10 protein-coding genes are annotated in these 18,227 nt (G+C 28.2%); all 10 read left to right on the top strand.

The features are described from left to right. Positions 1 to 36 precede the first annotated feature (36 nt). The 10 genes from FN795_RS20890 (at position 37) to FN795_RS20845 (ending at position 18,190) form a co-directional block, all read left to right on the top strand. On the top strand, positions 37 to 756 hold the full coding sequence (locus FN795_RS20890) for a thioesterase II family protein (RefSeq protein WP_142452423.1): 720 nt from the start codon (positions 37 to 39) through the stop codon (positions 754 to 756). Further along, positions 749 to 2,380, top strand: coding sequence for a cyclic peptide export ABC transporter (locus FN795_RS20885; RefSeq protein WP_142452422.1), 1,632 nt, complete (start codon positions 749 to 751; stop codon positions 2,378 to 2,380). Before FN795_RS20890 ends, FN795_RS20885 begins: the two co-directional genes overlap by 8 nt. A gap of 17 nt (positions 2,381 to 2,397) precedes the next feature. Continuing rightward, entirely contained in the window at positions 2,398 to 6,840 is a 4,443-nt protein-coding gene (locus FN795_RS20880; RefSeq protein WP_142452421.1) for a non-ribosomal peptide synthetase, read from the top strand. A 118-nt stretch (positions 6,841 to 6,958) separates the two neighbouring features. Then, the gene (locus FN795_RS20875) at positions 6,959 to 7,849 is read left to right on the top strand and encodes a DUF6734 family protein (protein ID WP_142452420.1); all 891 of its coding nucleotides are present in this window, start codon (positions 6,959 to 6,961) and stop codon (positions 7,847 to 7,849) included. 10 nt (positions 7,850 to 7,859) lie between these two features. Then, positions 7,860 to 9,818, top strand: a complete 1,959-nt coding sequence (locus FN795_RS20870; protein ID WP_142452419.1) for a lanthionine synthetase LanC family protein — start codon at positions 7,860 to 7,862, stop codon at positions 9,816 to 9,818. 33 nt (positions 9,819 to 9,851) lie between these two features. Further along, positions 9,852 to 10,457, top strand: coding sequence for a 4'-phosphopantetheinyl transferase family protein (locus FN795_RS20865; RefSeq protein ID WP_244290020.1), 606 nt, complete (start codon positions 9,852 to 9,854; stop codon positions 10,455 to 10,457). Positions 10,458 to 10,465: 8 nt separating this feature from the next. Beyond that, positions 10,466 to 12,403, top strand: a complete 1,938-nt coding sequence (locus FN795_RS20860; protein WP_142452417.1) for an alpha/beta fold hydrolase — start codon at positions 10,466 to 10,468, stop codon at positions 12,401 to 12,403. Between the two features lie 1,485 nt (positions 12,404 to 13,888). Next, the gene (locus FN795_RS20855) at positions 13,889 to 15,787 is read left to right on the top strand and encodes a hypothetical protein (RefSeq protein ID WP_142452416.1); all 1,899 of its coding nucleotides are present in this window, start codon (positions 13,889 to 13,891) and stop codon (positions 15,785 to 15,787) included. 15 nt (positions 15,788 to 15,802) lie between these two features. Continuing rightward, positions 15,803 to 17,713: an O-antigen ligase family protein gene (locus tag FN795_RS20850; protein ID WP_142452415.1), complete on the top strand. Its 1,911-nt coding sequence runs from the start codon at positions 15,803 to 15,805 to the stop codon at positions 17,711 to 17,713. A gap of 210 nt (positions 17,714 to 17,923) precedes the next feature. Beyond that, positions 17,924 to 18,190 (top strand): hypothetical protein, encoded by a 267-nt coding sequence (locus FN795_RS20845; RefSeq protein ID WP_142452414.1) that lies wholly within the window; start codon positions 17,924 to 17,926, stop codon positions 18,188 to 18,190. The last annotated feature ends 37 nt before the right edge of the window (positions 18,191 to 18,227 follow it).

Below are 18,227 nucleotides of genomic sequence, written 5' to 3'. Positions count from 1 at the left end.
CATTAGAAATAGAATTAGTTAATTAAAAATTTAAATATGAAGCCTCAATTATTTTTATTACATTTTGCAGGGGGGAGTATGTTTTCCTTTGATTTTTTAAAAATGCATTTAGATTTAGATGTTGAATTTATTCCGTTAGAACTACCTGGTAGAGGTAATAGATATAGTGAAAATCTTTTAAAAAATTTAGACGAAGCTATAGAGGATTACTTTAATCAAATTAGAAAATTAAGAAATAGGGGGCCTTTTATTATATATGGACATAGTATGGGTGCATCTCTGGGATTGTTTTTAACATCAAAATTTGAAGCTATTAATGATTTTCCAATTCATTTAATTGTATCAGGAAATGCTGGCCCAGGAGCAAAAAAAGAAGAGATTATTTGTTACCATAAATTGGATGATATCCAGTTTAAAGATAAATTGAAAGAGTTGGGAGGAATGCCCGAAGAAGTATTTGATAACGATGATCTTTATAATCATTTTGCACCAATTATCCGTTCAGATTTCGAATGTTTAGACAACTTAGATCAAATTGAAACTATTCAAATTAATACTGAAATATATGCAATAATGGGAGAGGATGAGAAAACTAGTTGTGAAATAGATAATTGGAAAAAATTTACAAAGGGAAGCTTTCAAAATAAAATAGTTTCTGGAAATCACTTTTTTATATATGACCATCCTAAAGAAATAGCTAATATAGTTACTGATTGTATCAATAAATTTAAAAATAAATATAGTCTAAGTGTTTAAAATAAAAATAAAAAATATAATCGGTCTTCTTCTCTACGCCATTCCAAACACTATTCTTAGTTTCGGAATCGTGTACATTATGAACAACGTAATTTCAGGCAAAGAAGGTTTCTTAAACGATTACATAGGGATAGTTTTTGTATCAATTGTGATTTATACTTATTTACTAAATATAATATTTCAAAAGAAAATCAATAAATATTCTTTTGACTTATTGTGTGAAAATGAAAAAAAAATATTTCATAAAATTTTAGAAGCACCTCTAATTACACTAGAAAAAATGGGGTCTCAACGATTTTATACAGTAATAGAAGATTTAAGGATTTTTTCGTCTTTTCCAAGTGTAATTACTAATTCAATCAGTTCATTATTAACGTTGGCACTATGTATGACTTACTTGTTCACTCTGTCAATAGTAGCAGCTTTGGTTGTGATTTTTTTAATCATTTTGATAGGATTTATTTACTTTTTTATTGTCAATATGATGTCAAAAAAAGTAGAGACGATTAGAAAATATAATGAATATTATTATAAGTATGTTGAGGATGTGATCAAAGGTTTTAAGGAGTTTAAATTAAATAAACAAAGAAGAACAAACTTGATGCAAAATTATTTAATTCCCAATAGAGAAAATGCAAAAGAATTGGATTTTAAAATTAATTATGTTTTTCTATCTATCAATTTGATTAGCGGATACGGTTTGTATTTAGTGATAGCTGTTATAATTTTTTTACTACCAGAATTAGGTGTCCTTAAAAGAGAAGATGTCATTTCTTATGTCGTTATTCTTTTGTTTATTTCGGGGCCAATAAATAATTTGATTAACATGCAGAACATTTATACTCGTTTGATTGTTGCCAATAATAGAATTAAACTTTTCTTAAAAGATTTTGATACTGTTGAAGCAACTTCAGAAGTTGAACAAACATCTTCGGAAAATTTAAGCCAATTAAAATTCAATGATGTATATTTTACTTATGATAATGATGCGATAGATAAATCTTTTGCACTAGGACCAATAAATGTTTCTATAGAAAAAGGAGAAACAATATTCATTATTGGAGGAAATGGTAGTGGTAAAAGTACCTTTATAAATATTTTAACTGGTTTGTATCAACCGTCTCAAGGAGAGATAATTCTAAATGATCTAAGTGCAAATCAAAGTACAGTACTACAAAATCTTATCGCGGCTGTATTTACAGACAATCATATATTTTATCATAACTATGATGATTATTCCCTAGAACAAAATGAAGAATACCAGGAATTATTAAAAATAATGGAACTCGATAAAGTGGTTGGAGATGACAGTGAAGAATCTGCGAGGCGTTCTTTTTCTAAAGGCCAAGGTAAAAGAATGTCTCTGATATTTGCACTATTGGAGAATAAACCAATTTTGGTATTGGATGAGTGGGCTGCTGACCAAGATCCATATTTTAGAAAATATTTTTATGAAAATTTATTACCTAAATTGAAAGAAGAAGGTAAGACTATTATTGCCGTTACTCATGATGATGCCTATTTTAAACATGCAGATAGAATCATAAAATTTGATTATGGTCAAATAATTATGGATAAAAAAATAACTGATGATATAGTATTGGATTCATCTTTATGGAAATAATATGAAAAAAAATATTCATGAAACTGACTTTACCACAACAAGATATTTATTTTGAACAATTATTATCCACTAATGACCCTATATACAATATTGGAGCTAAAATCGAAATAAATGGAATAGTAAATATCGAAATATTCAAAAAAGCATATATTGAATTAATCAATCAGAATGATGCGTATAGAAGTATTCTTGTAAAAAATGAAGAAGATGTAAGTCTTAAATATTTAGATGAACATCAATCTGAATTGGGATTTATTGATTTTTCTGATGACAAAAAAACAATTGAGGAAGCTAATTTATACATGCAAAAGGAATTTACAAAACCTTTTGATTTATTGGATGGAAATCTTTTGCATGTATTCACTTTAGTAAAAGTTCAACAAGAGCTGTATTATTTATTTTCTGTTTATCATCATATCATAACCGATGGTTGGGGAACTTCACTAATGTTTCAAAGATTGGTTCAAAACTATAATGAAATTTCTGAATTCGGCGCCGTTACATCAAGCTACACTTTTAGTTATAAAGACTTTGCAGAAGATGATTCTCAATATCAAATTTCAGAATCATTTAATCAAGATTTAGACTACTGGTCTCAAAAATTCAAGTATTTACCAGAGAATTTATTTCAAAAGTTAAATCATAAAGTTCAAATAAACAAAAGCTCTCGCAAAGAATTGTTTATTAAAAGAGATACCTATAATCAATTGAATGACTTAGCCATAAGTTATAAATGTTCTACTTTTCATATAATTTTAGGGCTGCTATATTCCTATTTTGGTAGAAAGCACGAAAATAGCGATTTTGCCATCGGTTTGCCTGTTTTAAACAGAAGCAAATCTATGTACAAAAAAACGGTGGGACTTTTTATGGGTATTTCTCCTTTGAGAATGTCATTAGATTTTGAAGCTACTTTTCAAGATTTGATAATTGATATAAAAAAACAATTAAGACAAGATTATCGCCATCAGCGATTACCGTTGGGAAAATTAATTCAAAAACTTCAACTATATAGTCAAAAAGAAAGATTATTCAACATCACACTTTCATATGAAAAACAAGATTATGCCACTCATTTTAAAAACACGAAAACCAAAGTAATTCCTCTAAGTCATCAATCAGAAAGGGTAGCTTTAGCTTTATATATTAGAGAATTTGACGAACAGGAAGATGTGAAAATTGACTTTGATTACAATTTAAATTATTTTGATGATTCTAGCATAACCCAAGTGGTCAATCATTTTGAAAAATTACTTAATGAAGTTTTAACTAATTCTAACAAAAAACTTAAAGAGTTATACTATTTAACAGAAAAAGAAAAGCAACAATTATTATTTGATTTTAACGATACAAAGGTTGATTTTCCTAAAGATAAAACCATATTGGATTTATTTAAAGAACAAGTTGCTATATCCCCTGAAAAAACTGTATTAAAAGATGATGTAAAATCATATTCTTATATTGAACTGGATAAGTTATCAAACCAAATAGCGAACTATATTATTGCAAAATGTGGTCAAGAAGATAAATCTCCAATTGCTGTTTTATTAGATCGTTCGGCTAATATGATTGCAGTTTTGTTAGGGATCTTAAAAACTGGTAAATCTTATATTCCTTTAGATCCCACGTTCCCAAAAGAGCGTTTGAGTTTTATTGTTGCCAATAGTCAAACCAAAATAATTATCAATGAAAATGATTATGAAATAAGTGGAGTTGAACAAGTAAAGACAATATCATTAAAAAATATTCTTGATGAAATTGATGGATTTCAACCAACAGAATTAAAAATTGTCACTTCATTAGACACAGCTTATATTATTTATACATCAGGATCAACAGGAAATCCAAAAGGGGTTGAAATAGGACATAAATCATTACTTAATTTTTTAACTAGCATCCAAAATAAGCCAGGTATTAATTCAAATGATACCCTGTTTTCTGTAACAACCTATTCTTTCGATATTTCCATATTAGAATTCTTTCTCCCTTTGATATCAGGTGCTTGTTTATATGTTGCCAGTCAAGAAACTTTATCAGATCCCAATTTAGTTATAGAAAGATTACAAGAAATTAAACCAACAATTATTCAAGCTACTCCAAGTTTTTATCAAATGTTATTTCATGCTGATTGGCAAGGAGATATGTGTCTGAAGTTACTTTGTGGTGGCGATTTGTTGAGTGAATCATTGGCAAAAAAATTAATAAGCCATAGTTCAGAAGTATGGAACATGTATGGTCCAACTGAAACCACTATTTGGTCGAGTGTTAAAAAAATAGAAAAAGCTTCAGATGCCTCGAACATTGGCAAACCCATAAACAATACACAACTCTATATTCTAGATGAGTTTTTAAATCCAAAACCAATTGGAACATCAGGAGCTATTTATATAGCAGGTGATGGATTAGCCAAAGGATATTATAAAAATGATATACTAACCAAAGAAAAATTCATCCAAAATCCTTTTGATTCAAATAGTCTATGCTATGAAACTGGAGACGTTGGGAAATGGAATAGCGAAGGAGAAATAGAATTTTTAGGACGAAATGATAACCAAGTAAAAATAAGAGGCTATAGAATTGAACTGGGAGATATTGAATCACAATTAAATCAGATAGAGCAGATTAAAGATTCTGTAGTAATTGCTAAAAAAGGAGAACAACAAGAAGCATTTTTAGTTGCTTATGTTTTAAAGAATCAGGAATTCATAGATTTGGATGAAATTGTTAATCAATTAAAAAAGACACTTCCGTATTATATGATTCCCAATGCAATTATTCCTTTGGAAGAATTTCCGCTTACCCCAAACCAAAAAGTAGATCGAAAATGGTTATCACATAGAGAAATTCAATATGATAGAAATGAAGTTAATTTTAAAGAACCCGTTTCTGATTTAGAAAAAATATTATCGCAGTATTGGGGAGAAGTCTTAAAAACAAAAGAAGCTATAAGCATAGCGGATAACTTCTTTGCACTTGGAGGTCATTCCCTAAATGCCGTAAAATTGATTGGATTAATTTTCCGAAATCTTTTTTTAGAAATTACTTTAAAAACTATTTTTGATTATCCTACTATTGAATCTTTAGCTGTTTATTTGCAACAATTGAAGCCATCACAATTAAATTTAATACCATTATCTGAAATCAAAGAGTTGTATCATTTGACTCCTACTCAATATACGATTTGGTTAGCCTCTCAACAAACAAGGGGTTCAATAGCTTATAATATGTTAGCGAGTTATACTATTGAAGGAAATATTGATATTACTAGAATCAATAAATCAATAAATCAAATTATTGAAAAGTATGAAATCTTAAGAACCAATTTTGTTGAAATTAATGGAATTCCTTATCAAAAAATAAATACTCCCAATGATGTTAAATTTGAAATTGGGGTACACAAATTAAAAGATGATAACATTGAAGAAGTAATCAACAAATTAATTACTATTGAATTTGATTTAGAAAAAGAGATTTTAATAAGAGTTCAATTGATACAACTAGGAATTGATAAAAACCTATTGTTCTTTTCTACTCATCACATCATAATGGATGGTTTGTCGCTGGAAATTTTTATCAAAGAGTTTATTCAAAACTATAATGAAAATGATTCAGGCTTTGCAAGAGAGACTATTTTAAAATTACAATTCAAAGATTATTCAGAATGGTTAAATAAAACTATAGCAGAAAATCAATCTAAAAATGAATTGTTTTGGAAAAATTATCTTCAAAATTATATACCCAAAGATACATTTGATAAGGATTTTAGTATTCAAAACAACAAAAAAAATGGTGCAAAATTATTATTTGAGCTTACAGAAGAGGTTACGCTACAGTTGAAGCAATTGGCTACTGAAAAGCAAGTGACTTTTTACACCCTTTTAGTTACTTCAATCAATGTTTTGATTTATAAACTATCGGATCATTCTGATATATGTATCGGAATGGTGAATTCTGGAAGAAATGCTGTTGAGTTAAATGATCAAATAGGAATCTTTGTGAATACAATTGTGTTAAGAACTCAAATACAATCAGAACAAACTTTTGTGAATTTATTAGAAACTGTAAACATTAATATATTAGAGATAAATAATTATTTAGATATTCCATTTGACAGACTACCAGGAACTCTTTTCGATGTGATGCTCGTCTATCAAAATCCAGAATTTAATTTTGAGAATGATATTGAATTGAGTGAATTGAAATTAACTCCTTATCCTATTGAAAACAAATTCAGTAGAATGCCTATGGTATTTAATTTGTTCGAAAGTGACCATCAACTAAAAGGAATTATAGAGTACAATTCTGATTTATTTGAAGGAGATTCCATACAAATAATTGTAGAAAAATATAGTAAATTTTTAAGTGAAATTGCTGCAAATCCTTTAATCAATATCGGAGAAATAGAGAATAGATTGGTACAGGAAATGAATACAGAATTAGATTTTGATTTTAATTTTTAAAAATGTTCATAGGTTCGGTTTTAATTGACAAACTAAGCATTTCACAAAAAAATAAATCAACTACTTAATATTATAAATATAATTTTTTAATGCAGATTGTTTAAAATAAAAAAATTAAATGAAAATAATCCAAAGTTTATGGGTAAAGCCCAGTTTAAAAAAAGAAAATATTAATATTTCAGATAGAAATAATGGAGGTTGGGTAGATAAAAAATACAACTATATGAGTTGGGCACTTAGTTGCCTTCAATTTAAAAAATATTATAACGAAGTTGAGTTAGTTACAGATTCACTAGGTTATGATTTACTAATAAATAAATTAGAGCTACCATATACGAAGGTAGACGTAAGTTTGGATCTTTTAAATGATTATCATCCTGATTTATGGGCATTGGGGAAGATTTATGCTTATAGTATACAGAAAGAACCTTTTATTCATGCTGATGGAGATATTTTTATTTATAAAAAATTTGAAGACAGTTTTGAAAATTCTCAATTAATATCTCAAAATATAGAAAAAGGATTCGGCTATTATGATGAAGCATTTAAATTGATAGAAGAAAAATTTGATTATATCCCCACTTATTTAACAGAATCGAAAATTGAAAATAATGGAATAATAGCTGTTAATGCTGGATTATTAGGAGGTTCAGATTTAGATTTTTTTAAAGAATATACTGATGAAGCTTTTAAGTTTGTAGATAAAAATGTTTCTAAGTTGCATGAAATAAATATAGGGACTATTAATACAGTTTATGAGCAATTTTTATTTAAAGCAATAGCGGAAAAGAAAAAAATTGATATTAATTATTATTTAGAAAATATTAATTATTCTTTTGATGGTCTTGCAGATTTTACATCTTTACCGGAAAAAGAAAAATATATACACACAGTTGGAATATATAAAAGAAATGAATATATCGGAGATTTATTATCACACAGATTACTTACCGATTATCCAGATTATTACTATAAAATAATCAATCTCATTCGTACCAACCAAATTTAATTTTTAATTCATGGAATCATTGGAAGAAAATAGAAATAATGTATTATTAAGAGTTGAAGATTTATCAAATTTAATATTAAATTCAACTTTTGAAGAGCTTATTGAAATTTCAGAAAAAAACAATAAAAAACTAGACCGGTATCTAGTTTCAAATAATTTAGAGAATATTGAAACTGGAGTTTCTGGTTTTGTACTTTATTTATTAGAGATGTATAAATTTTCTGGGAAAGATATTTATTTAGAAAAAGCAGAATTATTGTCTAAGAATATTATTTCTTATTGTGAAAAAACCGATACGAATGATTATTCTCTTTATTGTGGGAGATCCGGATTGATTTATGTTTTGTTACAACTGTATGATGTGAACAAGAATGTAGATCTATTACAAGTTTGTGAGGATTTAATTATCCCTTCTGAAAATGAATTTTTAGAGTCTAAATATACATCTGATTATTTATACAATGGTAGGTCTGGAACGTTATTGGTTTTAAACGAGTTGTTTCAACTGTCAGAATCTGAAAGAATATTTGAAATTATAAATAAGTTCATAAATAAAATTTTTCAAAACGCTTTATTTACAGAAAAAGGTATTTCATGGAAAGCAACCGAAGAAATTAATCTAAATAATTCATGTGGATTTGCCTTAGGGTCATCAGGAATTCAATATGTTTTAAAAAAAATGAATATAGATTTTCCAAATAATCATTTAGACTATATTATTAAATATATTGATAAACACAAAGACTCTTGTTGGGATGAAAAACATCAATCATGGCTTAATTTTGAAAAGGATATTATTAATAATAAGGTTTTAAATCAGTTTAAAAGACAATATTTAGAAAATGACCCGACGTTATACAATCCTACAAATGAACTAAATTGGTCTAAAGGGGGCATAGGTATACTATTGTCTGAAAATCTAAATAAAAAGATATTTTTTGAATTAAATAATTATAAAATAAAGAATCTTCAGAGTAATATTTACGATGGCCTTTCAGGAATTGGATTGTGCTTGTTAGAAAACCATTCCATAGACAATAGATATGCATATCTTTCGCTAATTAAAGAAGAAATATTAAATCAACATAAGCAAACTACACTAAACGGAGGCTTGTTTTTTGGGGATTTGGGAGCATCCTATTTTTTATTAAAAACTTATACAAACATTGAATCAGATACTATTATAAAACCATTTAAAAACAAAAATCAAAGGCCTAATAAACGCGACTTAGCCATTGATATTAGATTTATTAAAAAGAGTTTGTTGTCAAAGATTTACAATAAAACTTTGCTTTTGATAGAAAATATATTTGATGATGAATTAAGTATTTTTTTAAATAATTTAAATTATGATATTAATGAATCTGAAATTAAAAAATTTGAGGATTTTGTGGTTGAAACGTTTGTAAAAGTTGATTCCAATATAAATAGAGTGATAGCTGATATTTTCTTTTTTGAAAAAAAGAAAAAAGAGTATATCAATCAGGAGTTAAAAACAAATCTGCAAGTTTTTCTAGATAAATTATTTCATAGTGATAAAATAATTAAAATTCTTAATAATTCTGATCAATGGATTTTAAACCAAGAATTAAAAATCTCACAGCATATTAAGATAGTAAATACTAAATGGGATTGGGAGCTTAGGGAAAAGCATAGTTTTGTTCAAAATTTTTATAATGAACCTAGCAATAATGAATTTATATTTATAAATACAAATAAAAATGTTGCTGTTGAATATTCACTAAGAACTGATGGTTGGGTTTTGCATCGATTTGATTCGCGAAAAAAAATTAAAGACGCCTTATTTGAAATTAAACAATATTGTACATCACAATCAGAAGAAACGATTAAGGAGTTTATAGAAAATTCTGGTTCAAAAGATGCAGAAGATCTTGTTAAGAGGTTAGATTTTTTAATTATTGACAAAATAAAGCAGTTGTTGTATAATAATATTTTAGAATTTGTATAGATGTTAATATTATATTCGAAGATATCTGAACATTTGCATGAGAATATTATTGAACAATATTTAAATTATTTCGATAAAGATTTTCAAAATAAAATTTTAAATTATAGAAGATGGCAAGACGCACAATTATCATTACTTGGAAGAGTTTTACTTCTAAAATTTTTTGAAGAGAATGGAATTTCAAGTAAGGAAATTAATAATATTCACTATAATGAATTTGGCAAACCATTTTTAAAAGGTAATTCATCATTCTTTAATATATCTCATTCTGGAGACATTACGGTTTGTGCCATAAGTGACAAATCAGAAATAGGAATTGATATTGAAATAATATCAAATATTGAAATAGATGATTTTAAACCGCAGTTTACGGAGAATGAATGGAATAAAATTATCTCATCCAACAACAAAAAAGAAACTTTTTTTGAATATTGGACACAAAAAGAAGCAGTCATAAAAGCACATGGTGATGGACTAACATTACCATTAAACACATTTGATATTTTAGATAATATAACTCATATTAATGACGAAAAGTACTATCTAAAAGAAATAAAAATAGATAAACAGTATAAATGTTATATCTCACAAAAAATGGATGTTTTTGAAATATCAATGAAAGAAATTTTAATCAGTTAATATAAAATATGAAATATCTAAGAAAGTCGTTTTTATTGTTATTGTTGTTGTCAAATTGTTTATTTGCCCAAGTTGAGTTTTTTAAATTAGAAAAAACGACCACTTTTTTTCCAGAATGGAAAGAATTAAAAAATGAAAAATTAAATTATTATTATTTAACAGTGCCTGAAAACTGGGATATTCCTGAGGGTAAAAAAATTAAAATTGCAGTAGTAGTTTTAAAAACAACATCAGAAAAACCAAATTCAAATGCAACAATTTATATTGAAGGAGGTCCAGGCGCGGGAAGTATAGGTGGAATATGGAGATGGCTAAGACACCCGATAAGGCAAAATGGTGATATAATTCTTGTAGATGTTCGAGGCACTGGTTTTTCGTTTCCTAAATTTTGTCCAGACTTAGGCAAAAAATTCTTAGAAATACTATCAAAAAATCAGAATAGTACAAAAGATGAGCAGCAAAAAACTATTGCTTCAATGGATTGTAAACAAGATTTACTTAATAGAGATATTGATTTGAATTCTTATAATAGTAAATCAATTGCCAAAGATTTTAATGCTTTAAAAACTGCGTTGAAGTATTATAATTGGAACGTTTATGGAGTTTCTTATGGTACATATACAGCCCAAGTTTATGCAAATGATTTTTCTCAGGATATTAAATCATTAATTTTAGATTCTTCGATTTCAAATATTTCTCAATATTACAATTCCAATGCTACAAATTACATGAGTAGTTTGAATAAAGTTTTTGACGCTTGTAAAAATGACCCAAATTGTAATAAACAATATCCAAATTTGGAACAAGTATACTATGAAACAATAGAAAAATTAGACAAAAATCCTATTACCGTTAAGGTTGATAAAAAAATAATTCCTAGCGGTAAGTTTACTTATAATGCTGAAGATTTTAAAATAGCAATTCAGCAAGCACTCTATAACAATCAGTTGATTAAGGTGATTCCAATGCTGATTATAGAATTTAATAAAGGAAATGAAAATACTTTGAGTTCTCTTGTTGCTGCTTTTTCTGGGGCATTAAGTTTAGATTATGGACAGTATTATTGTGTGAGTTGCAATGAAGCTATTCCCAATAATTCAATAACAGCTTTCAATAAAGATGCTCAAAATTATAAAAAATTAAAAGGAGGATTGTCGTTTTATAAATCAGATTTTCTAGTTTGTGATAAATGGAATTTAGGAAGTGGAAGCCCCAAAAAAACAATAAACGATTTGTCAAATTTATCCAAAATAACTTCGCCAGTATTAGTGTTTTCTGGGGAATTTGATCCAATAACTCCCCCTTCAAATGGAAAAATGACAGTCGATAAATTTAAAAATGCTTATCTAGTAAACGCACCAATTTCTGGACATGCATCTAGTTTTTCAAGACTTGGATCTAAAATTATTAGTGAATTTATACAAAATCCAAGTCTGAAACCTGATACAAAAGAATTGGATTCAGATAACAAAGTAAATTTTGTTACTGATATAAAAATAAACGGAGGAGTTTCAAAATTTGGTAATAGTTTGAATGAATTCAACTTACTGTTTTTTGCTCCCTTTTTTATCGCTGTCATCATCCTTTTTATTTCAATTTTCAATTTCAGTTATGAATTAATTAGAAAAAGGAAAGAGATCCAGAATAAACTCATGAAATTTTTGATTGTCGTAACATCTCTATTAGCTCTATTTATTATTATTCAATTGGTTGTGGCTTTAGATGATACCGCTCGAAATAATTTTTATATACTTGCTTTTGGATTACCGAATGAATTTAGTTATCTATTCCTGTTACAATGGGTATTCATAATACTGACTTTGGTTTCTGTAATTTACTTTTTATTTAAAATAAAGTCAATTTCTGATGCAAGTATTATATTTACAATTTTATTTTCACTTATTCTAGTTGGGATTTATTTTCAATATTGGGGTTTTTTATTTTGAATGAGTTTTAATTTTTCTCATCTATCACTTTGTTTATGCAAAAAGTGCCAATTTTAGTTTTGGACTATTAAGGTACAAGTTTGCCAAAACATCACTAAATACCCAAAAGAAAAAGGAATTAAAAAAAACGAGTTGAAATATTGTTTGTCAATATTTTAACTCGTTTTTTTGTTGTTGTTTTTCGTTATTTTGTCTTGAGAAATAAATCAATTTTTGAGCTACGTAGAACAGCATTAAAGCTGCGCAATAAAGTTTTTCGAATCTATACTTTTAATATAGTTGAACCTTACCTTTTAATATATTGTCTTTGTTGAGATTTTACTTTTTCAAAAAATGCGTTGCCACGATTTTGCCACAAACCTTAGACTTGTGAAATATCGCAAGAAACCGCCTTGACTTTTTGAAGCAAAATCGTAGCAACTCCACTTATTGATTGTTGTTCATCTGAAGTTAAAAACGGGTTTATTTCTTCAATCCCTTAAACAATAAAATCATGGAAAATTAAGGGAAAATTTTATAGAGAAAACTTCAAAATTTCTGTAAGAATAAAGATGATCCTGATCAAATTTATTTTAGGTGTTTAATTTTGTTTTAATTTTTTTAGTCTATTTTTTCTTATGTTTTAGAGCGTATTTAGTGCTTTTTGTCAGATTTAGAAGAAGTATACAGGACAGTGCAGGATAGTTGAAAGATCTTCTTTATATATGTTTGAAAAGGAAAAAAAATAGTTTTTTAACAATATATAAATTGAGACTGTATGTTTTTTGTAAATTTTATGAATAATAGAAATTATGTTTGTTAAGGGGTTAAAAAATATGAATAGTAATTTTGTTAAAATTTTATGACGAACAAATAAGTTTTACGAGCGATTTTTAATTTGAATTGTCCTACAACAGAGAAGCATAGATTTGGTAAAAGATTCAAATATGGCGCCAATAGAATGTCAACAAATGAGGCAGTATTAAGTTATTTATTTACAAAGAGAACCTACTTTCCTAAGGTGGATTCATAAAGTTTTTATCAATTTTATATAATACAAAAAGAAAGATACTCTCTTAATTGAAGAAAATTTTTATTCAGCAGTAATCTTGTTTGTAAAATCATTATAATATATGAAAATGATTAGGCTTACTTGATTTTGGATAAGGAGTCTATGTATAAAGAAAAAATTGCAATATACCAGTCAGTTTGTTTATAAATGTTATTTGGGGGCTAGTTAGAAAGACGCTAAGAAATAGATTATTCGAGTTAACAGTTATATTTCGGATAATTGGAAGAATTTTCATTGCTTTTACCACCAAAAGCTCATTCAATCTCATTCCGTCTTTAACAGAATTTTGAGTCCTTCCACCGATATTATAGCCGTAAAACGTAAAATGCATTAAAAGGTAAAAAAGTAAGAGTATGAAAACTTATTTCTAGTGAGGATAATTTTTCAAAGGGTATTGGTGCAGATTAATTAAAATTAAGATTAAAAACAATTTAATGAAAAATATTACTTTGATTGGTGTTTGGCTGTTTCTTTTGGTTTCATGTAACAAGCATTCAAGCAAAATAGAAACTGTTTTGGATAATGCAGGAGATAATAAGGAAGAATTACAAAAAGTTTTGACTTATTATAAAAACGATTCGGCTGATAGCCTTAAATACAAAGCAGCTGTTTTTCTAATAGAAAGTATGGATGGCCATTCTTCCTATAAAATACTCCCTGGGTTTGAAGGAGCTTTTAACAAAATAAGCAACTATCCAATGAATGATGATCGTAAGGAGATTTTTAGAAAAATTTTTGATTCGGTTTCTACAAAAGTTATTTCGCAGAAAGCGGAACTAATCCCAGACTGTCAATTTGTTACATCTAAATATCTCATCAATACAATAGAGTTGTCGTTTAAAGCTTGGGACAAAATACCAAAGGAAAAGAAAGCTAATTTTGCGGATTTTTGCAACTATATTTTACCTTATAAAACTGGTGAAGAGCCGATTGAAGAAGATACGCGAGAAAAACTAATTAAAAAATATTCGTGGGTTTATAAAAGTCTTGAAAGCAAAGTTTCTCTGCGATCGATAGTGGATTCGATAGCATCACAATTTGGACATGCTAGTATTGAAAACATGAAAAGTTATTACAACGTCCCTTTAAGCATTAGCCAAGTAGAAAAATCAAGAGTGGGATCCTGTGATGATGGGGTAAATTATATAATTAATGTTTTTAGATCATTAGGAATAATTAGTGCAAAAGATATGATTCCGCATTGGGGAAATCATCATTCATTAGGGCATTCTTGGATTTATGTAAAATATGGGAGCGAGGAATATTCAACAGATGTGCGAGGAAAAGTTGATTTGAAAAGTGAATATGTAGGAGAAAGTATCCCGAAAGTACTACGTGTAATGTATAGTCGCCAAGATATATCTATGCTTTTGCCGTTCTCAAAAGATGTCACAATAGATTATGTTCCAACAGTAGATTGTACAATTGATAACGTCCTTAATGCGCCTTCTGAGCAAGCTGTATTATGTGTTTTTGATGTAAATAATGTTTGGATACCCGTTGCAACAGGCAAACAAAAAGACAATAGTATTGTTTTTAGTACCATTGGAGTTAATGTGCTATATATGGCAGGTGTTATGGACGGTAAAGAGTTTATTCCGGTAAATTATCCTTTTTATATTGATAAAAACAAAAAGTATCATTTTTTTAAACCTACAAAGGGTATTCAAAGTTCTGCTGCTTTATTAAGAAAGTACGGTTTAAGTTGTCCTAAAAGTACTCGAAATATTGACTGGATGAATAATCTAAACGATTGTGTTTTTCAGGGGGCAAATAATTTTGATTTTAGTGATGCCAAGACGTTATATCACATTTCCAATTTTAACAGCACTCACATTAATAAGATACAATTGAAACTAAAGGACAAATTCAAATATGTCCGTTTTTACTCCAATCAAAAAGAATCTTATTTAGCCAAACTGGCTTTTTATGGGGCTGATGGTAAACAATTGGAAGGTATTGTTTTTGAAAAAAATAATACCGTTTTTAAATGGACACAGGGCGCTTTCGACGACAATCCTTTATCTTTTTCTGGAGGAAAAGAAGTTTCCTTAGGATTAGAATTCACAAAGCCTCAAGTAATTAATTGGATCGAATTTCAAGTAAGAAATGATGGCAACCACATTAATATTGGCGATCAATACGAGTTGTTTTATTGGAATAGAAGTTGGAAAACATTAGGCAAACAAATTGCCAAAGACACCGTTTTGTATTATAACACACCTAAGAATGCTCTATTTTGGCTAAGGAATCTTACGAAAGGCAAAGAAGAACACGTATTCATGATTGATAAAAACAAAAAACAACGGTGGTTAGGATTTGATAATTATTAAAAAAGTAATTCTAAAATGAGTAAATTAATAAAAACAATAACAGCTTTTTTCATTTCAAAAACAATTCTTGTTGTTTTTGTAGCTGTTCTTATTTTAGCTTTGCCTCAATTGAATATTCAGGAATATGTTTTACCTACCATTACGAGTAAAACGATTTATTTTCTTTATGGCACTATGATGCTTTTAGGGTTGCATAGTTTAACTATTTTTTTTTCAAAAAACATACCATTTTCCTTTACTAAAATTGATATCGCTCTGCTTATTCTCGTATTTTATATTTCTTTAAATCGCTATTTTATTCAATCCCATTATGGATTTTCGCTTCGTTATATTGAATTATTGGGGTTAAGCTTTTTTTATATTGTTTTGAGGACTATTTCTCTAAAGAGCTATCCATGGTTGCTATTAGCAGTAATTGTTTCAGGAATTATTCAAGCGGTTTATGGTAATTTACAATTATTAGGATATTATCCTTCTAATCATTCTGGGTTTAAAATGACTGGTAGTTTTTTTAATCCCGGTCCTTATGCAGGTTTTTTGGTTAGTGTTTGGACTATTGCATTAGGAATGTATCTTTTTAAAGATTATGTAATCGCAGAAGTGCAATCACAAAAAAAATGCAGCTCTCTGTTTTTAAACGAAGTTGTAAAATACACTTTTGAGTATATCCCTTTATTAGGAATTATCAGCATAGTTATAGTGCTTCCTGCATTACAGTCCAGAGCTTCTTGGATGGCTGCCTTAGTCGTTGGTGGACTATTATTGGAATTAAAATATCATTATTTGGAAATAATAAGAAGAAAAACAATTTCAAGATTTCACAAAACATCAATGATTATATTTTTAGCTATCATAATAAGTACTGGTCTTTATGGTTTGTACTACTTTAAAAAAGGGTCTTCGGATGGACGTGTCTTTATTTCGAAAGTAACTACTGAAATGATAAAAGACACTCCTGTTTTTGGTGTTGGTTTTGACCGATTCAAGACTTATTATATGAATTATCAAGCCAATTATTTTGTAAGAAATGGAGAAACATCTGAATCACAGGTTGGTGACAATGTGTATTATGCTTTTAATGAAGGTTTGCAATTTGTATCTGAAAATGGTTTTACTGGATTGGTATTAGTGGTTATTGTAATATTTGCTTTGTTCCTAACAAAATTCAATGAGAAACTTCTGAGAATGTCTTTTATAGCCAAGGGAAGCTTAGTAACCATCGGAATTTTTGCTTGTTTTTCTTATCCATTCCAAATCCTACCAATAAAATTAGTATTGGTACTTTTGCTGTCCTTGTTATCTAATAGTGCTGAAGATATATTTCATTTTAATATTAGAGAAAACAAAAGAAGTTATGTATCATATAAAAGTATTTATCTGTTAGTAGCTTTTGTTACTATGTATCAAGCTTTTGTTTACATAAAAGATTTAAACCAAGGATTTATTACTTGGGGCAGTGCTCTGAACAGTCATCGATACGGAGACTATAAAGGTGCAATTCAAAAATTTGAATCGGGCTATCCTACTTTTAAAAAAGACGGTGATTTCTTGATGAATTACGGAAAAACGCTAGCAATGGCCGGAGAATATACTAAAGCCATTTCTGCATTAGAGCAAGCCAAAATCTATCAAAACAATACCGTAATAGAAACTTCCTTAGGAGACAGCTACAAAGCAACAAAACAATTCAACAAAGCGGAAACCTGCTACATACAGGCCATAAATATGACACCCGGCAAATTTTATGCACCTTATTTATTGACAAAGCTATACGATGACTACAGACACAAAGAAAAGGCAATCGGTCTAGCTCAAAAAATATTGAAGAAAAAAATAAAAATTCCCTCTACCGCTATTGAAGAAATACGGCTAGAAATGAAAGAAATAGTGAAAAAATATAAAAATCCTCTGGGATTTAAAAATTAAATAACTCTCACATTGTCTAACTTTAAAAAAAGCCTATGATATAAACCACAGCCCAGAGGAAGATTTTATAAACGAAAAGCCTTTATAATTTCGTATAACGGCATTGGGATAATGCCCTTATAATGCGTTGCAAAAGTAGCATTTCCACACCACTTAGCAAATTAAAAAAAGAAAAGGGTGCATACCCATTAAACAAATTAAATTTATAAAATGAAAAAAATAATTGGAATTTTAGGAGTTACCGTGATTGTTGCAACAATGTTTTTTAATGCTAATAATTTAAACGATTCTAGTTCAGATAGTAGTTTGGCTAGTTTAATAGCTTTAAATACGGCTAATGCTGAATCTGGGATAGCTTATCTTCAAGACTGTGAATCAACCAAAAATGCAGATGATTATTGTCGAGAAAGTAATGGAACTGTTTCGACTAATTATTGTACGAGAAAGAATGGTTCTAATACTTGCAGTGTATTCTAAATATATTATTGCAAATATATGAAAAACAAAGTTTAAC

It is taken from the genome of Flavobacterium resistens (genome assembly GCF_900182645.1).
Lineage (GTDB): Bacteria > Bacteroidota > Bacteroidia > Flavobacteriales > Flavobacteriaceae > Flavobacterium > Flavobacterium resistens.
Note: the sequence above shows the minus strand (reverse complement) of the source record. Positions and strands in the feature narration are given on the sequence as shown.

Bases quoted from the DNA above. Each gene is read 5' to 3' on its own strand.
- FN795_RS20860 (WP_142452417.1), top strand. From the start codon at position 10,466: ATGAAATATCTAAGAAAGTCGTTTTTATTGTTATTGTTGTTGTCAAAT.
- FN795_RS20880 (WP_142452421.1), top strand. From the start codon at position 2,398: ATGAAACTGACTTTACCACAACAAGATATTTATTTTGAACAATTATTA.
- FN795_RS20855 (WP_142452416.1), top strand. From the start codon at position 13,889: ATGAAAAATATTACTTTGATTGGTGTTTGGCTGTTTCTTTTGGTTTCA.
- FN795_RS20875 (WP_142452420.1), top strand. From the start codon at position 6,959: ATGAAAATAATCCAAAGTTTATGGGTAAAGCCCAGTTTAAAAAAAGAA.
- FN795_RS20850 (WP_142452415.1), top strand. From the start codon at position 15,803: ATGAGTAAATTAATAAAAACAATAACAGCTTTTTTCATTTCAAAAACA.
- FN795_RS20890 (WP_142452423.1), top strand. From the start codon at position 37: ATGAAGCCTCAATTATTTTTATTACATTTTGCAGGGGGGAGTATGTTT.
- FN795_RS20845 (WP_142452414.1), top strand. From the start codon at position 17,924: ATGAAAAAAATAATTGGAATTTTAGGAGTTACCGTGATTGTTGCAACA.
- FN795_RS20870 (WP_142452419.1), top strand. From the start codon at position 7,860: ATGGAATCATTGGAAGAAAATAGAAATAATGTATTATTAAGAGTTGAA.